The sequence below is a fragment of the Embleya australiensis genome, assembly GCF_051903075.1.
Classification (GTDB): domain Bacteria; phylum Actinomycetota; class Actinomycetes; order Streptomycetales; family Streptomycetaceae; genus Embleya.
Genome location: NZ_CP182423.1, coordinates 2,729,634 through 2,742,807, shown reverse-complemented (window position 1 = coordinate 2,742,807; position 13,174 = coordinate 2,729,634). Strand labels below are relative to the sequence as shown.

The following is a 13,174-nucleotide window of genomic DNA, read 5'->3' as shown; positions in this document are numbered from 1 at the left end:
GAATGCCACGACGCTAGAGCGGCGAGCGCCCGGGAACTTCGTGGCAACGAACCAAGGTGAAGCCCCCTTTCGGTGCGGCCCCACCAGGCGGGGCGGAACGGGAGGGGGTAGGCCGGAGGGGGCGGGGGCGGAGTGGGCCAGGGGCGGGCGGGGGCGGGCCAGAGCCGGGGTGGGCCAGGGCGGGCGGGGCTGGTCGGAGGCCGAAGCCGGGGCGGGGCCGGGCGGGGCCCGATGCCGGGCTGGGGCGGAAGGGGGCTGGGCTGGGGCGGCAATCGCGGGTAGGGGGAGGGGGCCGGCGAACGACTGGGCCGGGTGGCGAGCCTTGGACGGCGGACGGCGGACGGCGGACGGCACGCGGAAGGCGGCAGGCAGCGCCCGCATCCGCAGCGCGAAGGGCATCCGCTGGGGCGGGCGCCGCCTCGACGCCGCAGCATGACCGACCGCGAACCGCAGTCCCGAAGTGCCGAAGTGCCGAAGTGCCGAAGTGCCGAAAAGGACAAGTTCACGAGAAGGACAGCGACGGAAGGACGTCTCAGGAGGCGGACGGCTCGATCTCCCCCGCAAAGACGATGACCTGGTCGATGAGGCTCCGCCGCAGATGGACGACGTCCGTTCCCGCCAGGCGGGGGCCTCCGTCCGGCGTGGTGAAGGCCCACTGGTACCGGGCCCACTCGTCAGGCATGTCCACCGCTGAGCAGCGCACCATCGTGCCGGTCCCCGCCGGGTGGCGCCGAATATCCAGCACGAACCGCTCGACCGCCGCGATTCCTTCGCTGCGACCCAACGGCCCCCAGAAGACCACGTCCGAGGTCAGGGCCTGGGAGAGCAGGCCGGTCACACAGCTGTCGTCCGAGGCGTTGAACGCAGAGATGAACGCGTCGATCGCGGAGCGTGCCGTCTCTTCCTGCATGCCCCAGTAATACCAGCCGTCGCGCGTGCGCTCGTCCCGCGAGGTGCCTTCCGATCACGGTGGACCATCCCGGTCACAGCACTGGCCACCGGCTGCCACCACGCGCTGACCGCCCGCGTCTACCGCTGCCGGTCGCCGCCGCATGCCAACGGCTGCTCGCCCGCGTCGGCCGCCCGGCGATGCCCGTGCGGCCGCCGGATGTTACAGCGTCGGCGTCGACTCCTCGTCCTCCAAAGGCAGTTCGTCCCTCAGGAGGCTGTAGAAGACCACGTCGCGCCACCGGCCTGCTCGGAAGAGGTACGCGCGGGCCACGCCCTCTGGTGTGAAGCCGACCTTTTCCAGCGCGCGTTGTTCGGCGACATTGTCGACCTCCGTCGCCGCCTCCACCCGCGCCACCTGGGTGTGGGCGAACAGGTAGCGGACCAGCAGGAGTTGAGCGCGGGTGCCGAAACCCTGCCCCCGCACCTCGGGGAACAGATTTATCCCGACGTTCCAACAGTAGGAGGTGCGTGAGGTGACGATTTTGCGCCAGGCCACGAAACCCAGGACGTCGGCCCCGCGAACCACCAGCAACTGCCCTCCGGTGTCCCCGAGAAAGCCGCTCTCGGTCCACTCGCGCCGCCACCGCCCGGGATCCGCCCAGCCCTGCCAACCGAACGGACCGACCGCCTCGGGATCCGTCGAAAACCGTTCGAGAAGGGGGAGATCGCCCTCGACCACCGGCCGCAGCGACACCTGTTCGTCACTCATGGGCTCGAACTCCGTTCGATCGTCGCGCACTTCCGCCGGCACCGCCGGGGCGCGGAACCGACCCGCCGGGTACACGATCGGCACGATCACCACGGCAGCCGAGAATACCGCCGCAACGACCGCCTGCCGATGCCCGAACACGACGCCCTTGGGCGGCGCGGAGATCGAACGCCTACTCGGACACTGCCGATTCGAGGGAGTCCTTCAGATACTCATTGCGCGCGACGATCAACCGCACCATGTATCGATGCAGTCCGATCCACCCGACGACGGCACCGATCGGCCCGAACGGAGCGGCGTAGTCGACGACATCGCGCATCACGGTGCCGCCGACCCCGTCCGAGGTGAAGCGGTGCTCGTGGCGCCAGCGCGCGAACGGGCCGCCGACCTGCTCGTCCACGAACCGACTCGGCTCCTCGTACGCCGTGATCCGCGAGGTCATCCGCCACACCACACCGAAGTGCCGCGCCCGCCAGGTGACACTTTCGCCGAGCCCGATCCGGCCGGCCGTCACCCCACCGATCGCCCGCTCCCCCGACGAAGCCATGGACGCGGTATGCGCGTCGATGTCCAGGGACGCCTCGAAAGCCCGTGCGGGCGTGACACGAATGTGCGTGGTCGTCTCGAAATGCGGCACGGGCCGAGCGTACGCGCCCGCCACGGACGGCCGGTGGCGGGTATGGGGGTGGCCACTCGGCTCTGGCAACACCGCTGAGAGCAGCGGCATTTCCGACGCCTGGGCCCCGGTCCGACGATCCGGACCGTGCCGGCCGGATGCCCTGAAGCTTCGTGCGGCCTCGTTCCACGCCCGCGTTCATGTGCAGTCGCCCGGTGTTTCCCTCCAGGTCGCCCCGTCTGGCCCGCGGTTGGGCTTGGGTGGTCGCGGACGAGCCATCCCCGCCGCATGCGGCGCGGCGCGGACCCGCCTGCACCCAGCTCTGCCGTTCGACACACCCGACGTGACGAATCCAAGGAGTAAGGCCATGGCGTTCCCCCAGTGCCCCCGGTGCGGCTTATCGAACGAAGTCGTGCCGGATCGGAGCCGCCAACCGGATCATCCAGGGCCCTCGACCGAGCTTCCCCCGTGGTTCGGCTGGGTGCTCCTGCCTGCGGCCACACTCGCCCTGTCGTTGTTCGTGGGCCTGTACATCGGAATGCCGTTCGGGGCGGTCTCGTTCGGAGCCTGGTTCTGGGCCCGATCGGACACGAACGGCGGCAGCGGCCGCCCACGGCCGCCCGGCAACGAGTTCCTGTGCAACCGCTGCGTGCACAGGTTCGCCACGCCCGGACACAGCTAGATCGCGTGCAGGCACCGCAAACGGCCGACCACCAGGGTTCGTTCGGCGGCCGACAGGCGCCGGTGTCCGCGCACATTCGTGGTCACCACCGGACAGGCGGGCCACGCACCGCAGTTCGAGAACGCCTCGCCCAGACACGGTATCCACATCCACATCCACATCCGCATCCATGTCCACGTCCGCATCCGCATCCGCATCCGCGCGGTATTCCCCAAGCCGCCCGACAGGGAGGCGCATCGGAGGTGTCGCGGTCGACGCGGCGGGTATCCCGTCGCCCTCGACCCGCGCGGCATCGCCATCCGCCGCGACACTGCCTAGTCGTTCCGGGCGTCGCCGTCGTTCGAGCGGTTGGCGCGGCGGCGACGCATACGTTCGCGGAGAGAGTCCGTCGAGGGGTCGAGCATCGGTCGCTCGGCCGAACTGTCCGGGGACGCCTCGCTCCACTGCCGGGCCTGCCGTACCAGCGCGGCCAGTTCGTCGGAGCCGTTCTCCCGCGATGAGTCGTGGTGCGTCATGGTGGACCCGATGCCCGCGCACCTGCCGGCCCACGGCTGATAATTGGTCACGAATATGCGGCATATCGATAACAACGGTGGCGAAGGGGGCGCACCAAGGGGCGGTTTTCAGCCGCCGCATCTCGGCGCGGCGCACTGCGCTGCGCGTGTGCATCGGACCACGACCGAAGGCCGCCTCACCCACGCGCTCGCCAATCGCGACCTGTACGACCTGTACGACCTGTACGACCTGTACGACCTGTACGACCTGGGCAACCTGCACGACGGCGACCGAGTCCCACGCGGCGGTGTTCACCGACGCATCCGGCCCGGCGCGCCGGCCCCCGTCCCCACCGCGTCACCCGCCCGGCCCACAACGCTCTCGGCCGACTCTCAGCCGTGATGCGGCATCGTTTCGAGGGCAGAGCCCCGGTATGTCGTTCCCGCCGTGACCACGGCCGGCCGACACCGGATCGCGCGTTATCGAAGGAGGGAACGCCCATGCCTTCGTCGGCCGTGTCCGACTTGGCCGTGTCCGACCTGGCCGTGAACGTGCTGGACGCGAGTTCGTTGTTGTCCGCCTTCGGGGCGCTCGGCATCGCCGTGGTGTTGTTCGCGGAGACCGGCCTGCTGGTCGGCTTCTTCCTGCCCGGCGACTCGTTGTTGTTCACCGCCGGCCTGTTGTGCGTATCGGGCTCCTCGGACCGGGTGCACCTGACCCTGTGGCAGGTGTTGCTCGCCGCCGTGGGCGGCGCCCTGCTCGGCGCCCAGGTCGGCTACCTCCTCGGCCGGCGCGGCGGACGCGCGCTGCTGAGCCGGTACAAGAACCGCAGCCTGCACGAAGGCGTGGCGCGGGCCGAGGAGTTGCTGGGCAAGTACGGACACGCCAAGGCGGTGGTCCTAGCCCGCTTCGTTCCGGTCGTGCGCACGGTGCTCAACCCGCTGGCAGGCGTACTGGAGATGCCCGTGCGCACCTTCACGCTGTGGCAGATCATCGGCGGCACGGTCTGGGCGATCGGCCTGGTCCTGGCAGGCTACGGACTCGGCTCGTCCGTACCGAACGTGGACACCTACCTGCTGCCGATCGTGGCGGTGGTGGTACTGATCTCGCTTCTGCCGATCGCACTGGAGGTCCTCCGCCAACGCAAACACCGCCGTAGCCCCGGCTCGGGCTCGGGCTCGGACCCCGGCTCCCACCGCCGAGACGAACCGTGACCGACCGCACCTTGTGCGGGTGCTTGGGCGTTCCCGGCGGACGTTGCGCTTGTGGTCGCGGGTGGCCGGGGCGGGGTCTGTCAGAGTCGGTGATGGGCCGCCGCCGGCGTGCGGGGCTCCAAGACTCCGGCTTCCGGCGAGACGGCTGCATTGCTCAGCGAAAACCGGCTGGCAGCGAGGGAGCGGGAGGGCGGTCCGGTCGAGTCCTCCGGAGACCTTCGCGAGTGGGCCGGGCGTTTCCGGCGGGCGTTGCGCTGTTGGTTGCGTGATGGCTGGTCCGGGGCCGGTCAGAGTCGGCGATGGGCCGCCGCCGGCGTGCGGGGCTCCGAGACCTGGGGCTCCTGGCGAGGCGAGCGCATTGGTCGTCGAAAACCGGCTGGCAGCGAGGGAGCGGGAGGGCGGTCGGGTCGAGTCTGCCGGGGGCTTCCCGGGTGGGCTGGGTGTCTTCGGCGAGATCGCGCTTCTGGTTGCGTGGGCCGGTGCGGGGCCGGTCACAGTCGCCGGGTCGGCCGCCGCCGGCGTGCGGGGCTCCGAGCGGCGGGGTGCCCGGCGAGACGCGTATGTTGCTCGGCAAAAAACCGGCCGGCAGCGGGGAGCAGGGGGTGGTCGAGTCGAGTCCTCCGGAGAGCCTTCCCGAGTGGGCCGGGTGTTTCCGGCGGGCGTTGCACCTTGAGTTGCGTGGGCTGGTCCGGGGCCGGTCAGAGTCGGCGATGGGCCGCCGCCGGCGTGCGGGGCTCCGAGACTCGAAGCTCCCGACGAGACGCCCGTATCGCTCGGCGGAAAACCGGCTGGCAGCGAGGGAGCGGGTGGGCGCTCGGGGTGAGTCCTCTGGCCGGCCTTCCGGAGTAGGTCGGGGTGCTTTGGGCGCGTTTGGAAGGGAGTTGGGGCTCGAACCGGATCGTGATCGATGGTTGGGGGTTTTGAGCCTCGGCGACCTGCGGTTTTGTAGTGTCGGGGCGGAAAGTCGGGCGTCGAGTGCCGGTTTCGTGCGGTCCGACCCCCTGAACGCCGCTGTGAAGACCAAAGTCGCCCGATCGCAGCCGACTTCGGGCGCCGCGACCTCGCAGAGGCCGTCGAGGAGACCACAAGTGCCCAGCGGGGGCCGAAACCGGATCCCGAGGCACCTCAAACGCTCCCACTTCGCGCTGACCTGCGGTTCTTTCCCACACCGAGGCCACGACAGCTCACGCCGTCCGGTTTCGTGCACTCTCGCCCCCCACCCACGCCCACTGCACCTCGAAATGCCCTGCCTCACGCACTCGGGAAGCCTCCTCGGCGGGATCGACCTGACCGCCCTCCCTCCCCGCCGCTGCCAGCCGGTTTTCGCCGAGCAATGCACCCGCCCCACCGGAAGCCGGAATCTCGGAGCCCCGCACGCCGGCGGCGGCCCACCGCCGACTCTGACCAGCCCGCACCAGCCACCCGCAACCCAAGGCACAACGCACGCCGAAAACACCTGACTTCCCTGGGAAGGCGCCCGGAGGACTCAACCCGACCACCCTCCTGCCCGCCACTGCCGGCCGGTTTTCGCGGACCAACACAACCGCCTCGCCGGGAATCCGCCGTCTCGGAGCCCCGCACGCCGGCGGCGGCCCACCACCGACCCTGACCAGCCCCGCACCAGCCACACGCAACCAACAGCGCAACGCCCGCCGAAAACACCCGACTCCCCCGGGAAGGTCCCCCGGAGGACTCGACCCGACCGCCCTCCCGCTCCCTCACTGCCGGCCGGTTTTCGCCGACCAAGTCGCCGCCTCACCGGGAGCTTCGAGTCTTGGAGCCCCGCACGCCGGCGGCGGCCCACCACCGACTCTGACCAGCCCCGCACCAGCCACACGCAACCAACAGCGCAACGCCCGCCGGGAACGCCCGGCCCACTCCGGAAGGCCCCCAAAGAACCCGGCCCCACCACCCACCCGCTCCCCCGCTGCCGGCCGGTTTTCGCCGAGCAAGACGCCGCCTCGTCGGGAGCTTCCACTCTTGGAGCCCCGCACGCCGGCGGCGGCCCGCCGCCGACTCTGACCAGCCCCGCACCGGTCACCCGCAACCCAAGGCGCAACGTATGCCGGAAGCAGGCCCGGCTCCGGTCGGCCCGAGGCCTCCGGCGGGGCGTGTCAGGTGAACGCTGTCGCCAAGTGGGTGGACAAGGCCGCTGCTGCTGGGTGTTGGTCGTGTTGTGGGGTGATCGTGTAGATGCCGCGGGTTGGGGGGTCTACCAGGGTCGCCGTGGTGACGTCCGTACGTAGGGCGATGGTCAGGGCTGCGGGGATCAGGGCGATGGCGTGGCCGGTGGCGACCATGGCGATTTTGCCCGGTAGGTCGGCTGCGGTGAGGTCGATTCGGGCGGTGGTGCCGGCGCGGGCGGCGTGGCGGCGTAGGAGGGCCGCCGAGCCGTCGTTGTCCTCGACCCAGGTCTGGTCGGCCAGTTCGTGGATCGGCAGTGGGCCCCGGCCGGCGTGTGGGTGGTCGGCGGGCAGGACGACCACCATCTCGTCCACGCCCAGGAGCCGTCGTTCCACCCGGGGGTCGTCCGGCAGACCCGGCGGCGCGTCCGTGACCACGGCGATGTCCAGGTCGCGGGCGAGCACCCGGTCGTACAGGTCGGCGCTCGATCCGGGCAACAGGCTCCACCGCAGCGGGCCTTCGTCGTCCAGGAGGCGCCGGATCGCGGCGGGTACGATCCCGGCGGCCAGGGACGGCGTCGCGCCGACGGTCAGCGGCCGACCCGGTGCCCCGTCCCGTACGTCCCGAACCGCGCGCACCGCCCGATCCGCCTCGTTGAGCACGACCAGGGCATGATGCCGGAACACCTCGCCGGCCGGCGTCGGCCGCACCCCGCGCACCTGCCGCTCGACCAGCGCCACCCCGAGCCGACGCTCCAGGCCGGCGATCTGCCGGGAGACGGCCGACTGGGTGTGGCCGAGTTCGACCGCCGCCGCCGACAACGACCCGACCCGACACACCGTCACGAAGGTCCGCCACACGGTCAGATCCACGTTGCTTCCTCCATGGCACGGGCACGGGCACGAGCACGAGACGGGCACGAATATGCCGGCCCCCGCGCAGGCTATATGCGAGATACGCATGCCTGCCCTTCCAAAGTTGCGCTTGTCGCAGACCTTGGCCCTGCTTCACGCTGGGGCGCATGACCACCCCACCACGCACGATCGCCGTCCTCGGCCTGGGCCGCATGGGCGCCGCTGTCGCGACACGACTCGCCGAGCACGCCCACGAGGTCATCGGCTGGACCCGCTCCGGGCACCCCGCCACCGGAAGCCCCTTCGACACCACCGCCGACCCAGCCACCGCCGTCGCGAAAGCCGACGTCGTGCTCCTCGCGCTGTTCGACGGTCGGGCCTGCCGCGAGGTTGTCGACCAGGTCCGCGCCTCGCTTCGACCCGACGCCATCGTGGTGAACACGAGCACGATCGCCCCCGCCGACGCGTCGGCGCTGGCCCATGAACTCGGGGCCTCCTACGTACACGCGCCCGTGCTCGGCTCGGTGCCCGCCGTCGCTGCCGGGACCCTGGAGGTCCTCGCCGGCGCCGACCCCGACACGCTCGATCGGATGCGGCCGGTGTTGGCGGCGCTCGGCACCGTGCGGCCCGTCGCCGACGCCGGTACCGCCGCCGCCCTCAAGCTCATCGCCAACAGCAGCCTCGCCGGCGGGGTCCTGGCCCTGCGCGAGGCGCTGCGGCAGGGGGACGCGCTCGGCCTGCCGCGAACCGAGGTGCTGGACGTACTCGAACTCGGCCTGCTCGGCGGACTCGTGGCCCGCAAGCGCAGCATCCTCACGAGCGCAGGCAACCCGGCCACGGCCGCCCCCGCCCAGTTCACCATCGCCGCTCTGGCCAAGGACCTGGACCTGCTGGCCGCCGCGTCCGGCACCCCGCTGCGCAGCGCGGCCGACCTGGCCGACACCCCGGCCGACCCCGAGGCCGACATCGCCGTCGCCGCGCTGACCCCCGCCGTCCCCGACGCGGTGCTCGAACCCCTTCGCACCTATATACGCGGACACGCCACCGGCGACCCCGCCCACTTCCGCGCCGCGTTCCTGCCCACCGCGCACGTCGAGGGCATCCGGGACGGCGCGTTCGTCTCATGGGGCCTCGACGAATATTGCGCGCTCTTCCCCGGCCGGCCCGCCCCGGACGAGCCGACCCGCTCGCGCCGCATCGACACCGTCGACGTACACGGCACCGTCGCCACCGCGACCATGACCCTGCGACACGGCACCGACACCTTCACCGACCTCTTCCTCCTGGCCCACGTCGACGAGAAGTGGCGCATCACCAACAAGGCCTACCACCGACACCCCTGAGCCCCAGCCCCCAAACCGCCCGGCCCCAGCCGCCCGCCCACCCGGACATGACCGATCCCATGTTGACGACGCATCCGAACGGGTGCTTTGGTGAGCCTCGCCTAAATTCCGAGATATGTTCGATCGAGCGGGGTCACCTGGTGTTCGCCAACTACCTGATAGGTCTGCGCGAAGGGCTGGAGGCAGCCCTCGTGGTCAGCATCCTGATCGCCTATCTCGTCAAGAGCGACCGCCGGGACGCGCTGCCCGCCGTCTGGCTCGGGATCGGCGCCGCCGTCGCGCTCAGCGTCGCGCTCGAGGCCACCCTCGAACTGACCTCGGCCGAGATGACCTTCGAGCAGCAGGAGCTGTTCGGCGGTTCGCTCTCCATCCTGGCCGTGCTCCTGGTCACCTGGATGATCTTCTGGATGCGGCGTACCTCACACGCGCTCAAGGCGGAGTTGCAGGGCAAGCTGGACCACGCGCTGGCGATGGGCACCGGTGCGCTGGTGTTGACCGCGTTCCTGTCCGTGGGGCGGGAGGGTCTGGAGACGGCGGTGATCGTGTGGGGCACGGCCCGCTCCACCGGCGAGAACACCGAGCCGATGATCGGCGTCGCCCTCGGACTGGCCACCGCCGTCGTGCTCGGCTACCTCTTCTACGCCGGCGCCGTCCGGATCAACCTCGCCAAGTTCTTCCTCTGGACCGGCGCCGGCCTCGTCGTCGTCGCCGCCGGCGTACTGGCATACGGCGTCCACGACCTCCAAGAGGCCGACTACCTCCCCGGACTGTCGAACCGGGCGTTCGACATCAGCGACACCATCCCCCCGGACACCTGGTACGGCACCCTCCTCAAGGGCATCCTCAACTTCCAGCCCGACCCCACGGTCCTCCAGGTCACCGTCTGGCTCCTGTACCTGATCCCGGTCATGGCGCTGTTCTTCCTCCTCCCCAAGGGCGGCCCGAAGGGCGGCCCGAACAAGGCCCCCGCCCCCGCCGCGCCGGGAACCGCCTCCGTCTGAGCGGACCGCGCCCCGTGGCGCAAATCACGCACATCGCCGGCAGGTCACGACAGGCCACGACAGATCACGCGGACCGACCCGATCCCACGCCGGGTATGTCCGGGAAGATCATCCATCGCGCACCGACGGATATCCTCTGACCCGGTCCGGCCGAGGAGCGCCGAACACGTACAGGGGGGCACAGGCATGACGCAGCCGCGCAACGGGGACGGCCTCGCGGGCCAATCCCTCGACGAGGGCGGGGCGCGCACCGCGCGGTGGGCGTTCATCCGCACCGAGAGCGGCAGCGCGACGGTCCTCCTGGTCGCCACGCTGGCCGCACTGGCCTGGGCGAACATCGGCGCCGACTCCTACGAGTCGTTGTGGCACACGCACCTGTCGATCCGGCTCGGCGACTCTGGTGTCGCGCTCGACCTGCGCGAGTGGGTCAACAGCGGCCTGATGACGCTGTTCTTCTTCGTGGTCGGCCTCGAGGCCCGGCGCGAGTTCGACCTGGGCGAGTTGCGCGAGCGGCGCCGGCTGACCCTGCCGTTGCTGGCCGGACTCAGCGGCATGGCCGTACCGGTGCTGATCTACCTGGCGATTAACGCGGGCGACTCCTCCGTACACGGCTGGGGCGCGGCGATGTCCACCGACACCGCCTTCGCGCTGGGCATGCTCGCCCTGCTCGGCAGCCGGTTCCCGCGCCGGCTGCACACGTTCATCCTGACCGTGGCCGTGGTCGACGACTTCGTCGCCCTCGTGGTGATCGCCGTCGCCTACAGCGACCACATCGACGTGACCCCGCTGCTGATCGCGCTGGCCCTGCTCGGGGTGGTCCTGCTGGTGCGCGGCGCGCGGATCCGGCGTGGTGCCCCGTACGGGGTGCTGGGCGTGATCACCTGGGTCGCGGTGCTGAAGTCCGGCGTGGATCCGGTCGTGGTCGGCCTGGTATTCGGCCTGCTGACCATCGCCCACCCGGCGTCGCGGGCCGAGCTGGAACGGGCCACCGGCCTGTTCCGCTCCTTCCGCGAGCAGCCCACCCCCGAGCTGGAACGCACCGCCCGACGCGGCATGGCGGCGGCGCTGTCGCCCAACGAGCGGCTGCAGCGGATGTACCACCCGTGGACGAGCTACGTGATCGTGCCGCTGTTCGCACTGGCCAACGCCGGGATCACGCTGAACGGCGGGCTGCTCTCCCGGGCCTTCACCTCGCCGATCACGCTCGGCATCCTGTTCGCCTACGTGCTCGGCAAGCCGATCGGGATCATCGGCGCCAGTTCGCTGACCACCAGGCTCAGCGGGGGCCGGCTGCGTCCGCCGGTCGGCTGGGGCGCGGTGGTCGGCGGCGGCGCGATCGCGGGTGTGGGCTTCACCGTGTCGCTGCTGATCGCGACGCTCGCCTTCGAGGGCGAGCAGTTGGACGAGGCCAAGGTCGGCGTGCTCAGCGCCGTCGTGTGCTCGTTCGTGGTCACCTGGCTGGTGTCGGTGGTGATCTCGGCGCTGCCGCGCCCGGCCCGGTCGCGGGCACTGCTCGGCACCGGGCAGAGCCTGGTCGACCTGGCGGTGCCGGTGGATCCGGACCGCGACCACATCCGGGGCCCGATCGACGCGCCGGTGACGCTGGTCGAGTACGGCGACTTCGAATGCCCGTTCTGCGGTCGGGCCGAGCCGGTGGTGCGCGAGCTGCTGGCCGACTTCGGCGACGTGCGCTACGTCTGGCGCCACCTGCCGCTGCCCGACGTACACCCCCGGGCCCGACTGGCCGCGATCGCCGCCGAGGCCGCCGCGGATCAGGGCGCGTTCTGGGAGATGATGGACCACCTCCTCGAACACCAGGACGCACTCAAGCCGAGCGACCTGATCGAACACGCGCGCACCCTGGGCTTGGACGTCGACGAGTTCCGCCTCGCGCTGCGCACCCGGCAGGGCGCCGATCGGGTCGCCGAGGACGAGGAGTCGGCGGACCTGAGCGGGGTGACCGGTACACCGACCTTCTTCGTCAACGGCCGCCGCCACCACGGCCCGTACGACATCGCCGGCCTCACGGCGGCCGTACACGCGGCCAAGGAACGCGCGCTGATGGACCGCTGAGCGGGCGGCGCGCGGGGCCACTCACCTCGGCGCGGCCGCTCACGTCGGCGCGCCCACCCGCCTCGGGACAACGGACACAGCTGACGTAGCGGACGCCGCGCTCACCCGGCCGATTCCGCGACGTCGTCGCGGGCCCGGACCACGTCCCGGGTCAGCCGTTCGAAGGCGCGGGCGGCGGCGCTGCGGTAGGCGCTCTCCCGGCGGAGCAGCACGACGGTACGCACCGGCAGCGGCGGGTCGACGGCCACCGGGCGCAGATGCGGATGGTCGCGGGCGATCGCGTCCGGCAGCACGGTGGCCAGCGGGGTGCGTCGGACGATCTCGGTCAGCGCCTGGATCGAGTTCGCCTGGACCGCGATCCGGGGCCGTACGCCGTGCCGGGCGAAGTACTCGTCGATATGCCCTCGGGTGGCGAAGTCGTCGCTGAGCAGCGCCAGATGCTCCGCGTCCAGGTCGCGCACCGGCAGCGGCGGGGCGTCCGGGGCGGGGGTCGGCCGGGTCGCGCCGACCACCAGGCTGAGCCGTTCGGTGCCGAGCGCCGTCCCGACGAGGCCCGGCAGGTGTGTGCCGCGAAACGCGATGCCCAGGTCGAACTCGTCCGCGGCCAGGCCGGATTCGATCCTGTCCTGGGTGGTCTCCACGACGTCGAGGGCGATCCCGGGGTGCCGGGCGTACAACTCCTCGGTCAGCGGCCCGACCAGGTATGTGGTGAACGTCGGCGTCACCGCGAGCCGCAGGCCGCCGCGGGTCAGGTCGGCCACGTCGTGCACGGCGCGTTCGGCGGCGGCCAGGTCCTGGAGGGCCCGGCGGGCGTAGTGCAGGTAGCTCTCCCCGACGTCGGTCGGCCGCACCGTGCGCCCGCTCCGGTCGAGCAGGCGCACTCCGAGGATGCGTTCGAGCTGTTTGATCTGCTGGGACAGGGTCGGCTGCGAGACACGCAGTTCCTCCGCCGCACGGGTGAAGTTGCCGTGCTCGGCGACGGCGAGCAGGTAGCGGAGGTGCCGTAGTTCCGGGGCCATGCGGACGACTATAGGTGATGGCTATGGCTTCGATGGGTACTGCGTCTTGGACGCTATAGGCACAGGTCATGCATGGTGGATCCAGTCGGACAG

13 protein-coding genes are annotated in these 13,174 nt (G+C 71.2%); 6 read left to right on the top strand and 7 right to left on the bottom strand.

All coding sequences use genetic code 11. The features are described 5' to 3' along the window. Positions 1–532: 532 nt before the first annotated feature. The 3 genes from ACMXN5_RS42105 to ACMXN5_RS42095 form a co-directional block, all read right to left on the bottom strand. On the bottom strand, positions 533–910 hold the full coding sequence (locus tag ACMXN5_RS42105) for a nuclear transport factor 2 family protein (RefSeq protein WP_439680154.1): 378 nt from the start codon (positions 908–910) through the stop codon (positions 533–535). 201 nt (positions 911–1,111) lie between these two features. Beyond that, positions 1,112–1,660 carry a GNAT family N-acetyltransferase gene (locus ACMXN5_RS42100; protein WP_439680153.1) on the bottom strand — a complete coding sequence of 183 codons (549 nt, stop codon included), beginning with the start codon at positions 1,658–1,660 and terminating at the stop codon, positions 1,112–1,114. Between the two features lie 172 nt (positions 1,661–1,832). Next, entirely contained in the window at positions 1,833–2,297 is a 465-nt protein-coding gene (locus ACMXN5_RS42095) for an SRPBCC family protein (protein WP_439680152.1), read from the bottom strand. Between the two features lie 460 nt (positions 2,298–2,757). Between ACMXN5_RS42095 and ACMXN5_RS42090 the strand changes: the two genes are divergently transcribed. Beyond that, complete coding sequence (locus ACMXN5_RS42090; protein ID WP_439680151.1) at positions 2,758–2,958, top strand: hypothetical protein; 201 nt, start codon at positions 2,758–2,760, stop codon at positions 2,956–2,958. Here ACMXN5_RS42090 and ACMXN5_RS42085 read toward each other — a convergent pair. Then, the gene (locus ACMXN5_RS42085; RefSeq protein ID WP_439680150.1) at positions 2,955–3,113 is read right to left on the bottom strand and encodes a hypothetical protein; all 159 of its coding nucleotides are present in this window, start codon (positions 3,111–3,113) and stop codon (positions 2,955–2,957) included. The genes ACMXN5_RS42090 and ACMXN5_RS42085 overlap by 4 nt on opposite strands. Positions 3,114–3,272: 159 nt before the next feature. Continuing rightward, entirely contained in the window at positions 3,273–3,524 is a 252-nt protein-coding gene (locus tag ACMXN5_RS42080; protein ID WP_439680149.1) for a hypothetical protein, read from the bottom strand. A 97-nt stretch (positions 3,525–3,621) separates the two neighbouring features. Between ACMXN5_RS42080 and ACMXN5_RS42075 the strand changes: the two genes are divergently transcribed. Beyond that, positions 3,622–3,855 (top strand): hypothetical protein, encoded by a 234-nt coding sequence (locus ACMXN5_RS42075; RefSeq protein ID WP_439680148.1) that lies wholly within the window; start codon positions 3,622–3,624, stop codon positions 3,853–3,855. 98 nt (positions 3,856–3,953) lie between these two features. After that, entirely contained in the window at positions 3,954–4,667 is a 714-nt protein-coding gene (locus ACMXN5_RS42070) for a DedA family protein (RefSeq protein ID WP_439680147.1), read from the top strand. Positions 4,668–6,781: 2,114 nt separating this feature from the next. Here ACMXN5_RS42070 and ACMXN5_RS42065 read toward each other — a convergent pair. After that, positions 6,782–7,663 (bottom strand): LysR family transcriptional regulator, encoded by an 882-nt coding sequence (locus tag ACMXN5_RS42065; protein WP_439680146.1) that lies wholly within the window; start codon positions 7,661–7,663, stop codon positions 6,782–6,784. Positions 7,664–7,812: 149 nt separating this feature from the next. Here ACMXN5_RS42065 and ACMXN5_RS42060 point away from each other — a divergent pair, with 149 nt between their 5' ends. The 3 genes from ACMXN5_RS42060 (at position 7,813) to nhaA (ending at position 12,062) form a co-directional block, all read left to right on the top strand. After that, a complete protein-coding gene (locus ACMXN5_RS42060; RefSeq protein ID WP_439680145.1) occupies positions 7,813–8,988 on the top strand; it encodes a nuclear transport factor 2 family protein in 1,176 nt (391 codons plus the stop codon). A 140-nt stretch (positions 8,989–9,128) separates the two neighbouring features. Continuing rightward, positions 9,129–9,989 carry an iron uptake transporter permease EfeU gene (gene efeU, locus ACMXN5_RS42055; RefSeq protein ID WP_395797225.1) on the top strand — a complete coding sequence of 287 codons (861 nt, stop codon included), beginning with the start codon at positions 9,129–9,131 and terminating at the stop codon, positions 9,987–9,989. A gap of 186 nt (positions 9,990–10,175) precedes the next feature. After that, positions 10,176–12,062 (top strand): Na+/H+ antiporter NhaA, encoded by a 1,887-nt coding sequence (gene nhaA / locus ACMXN5_RS42050; RefSeq protein WP_439680144.1) that lies wholly within the window; start codon positions 10,176–10,178, stop codon positions 12,060–12,062. Positions 12,063–12,163: 101 nt separating this feature from the next. On the opposite strand, the gene cynR is transcribed toward nhaA, so the two are convergent. Next, positions 12,164–13,081, bottom strand: a complete 918-nt coding sequence (gene cynR / locus ACMXN5_RS42045) for a transcriptional regulator CynR (RefSeq protein ID WP_439680143.1) — start codon at positions 13,079–13,081, stop codon at positions 12,164–12,166. Positions 13,082–13,174: the final 93 nt, after the last annotated feature.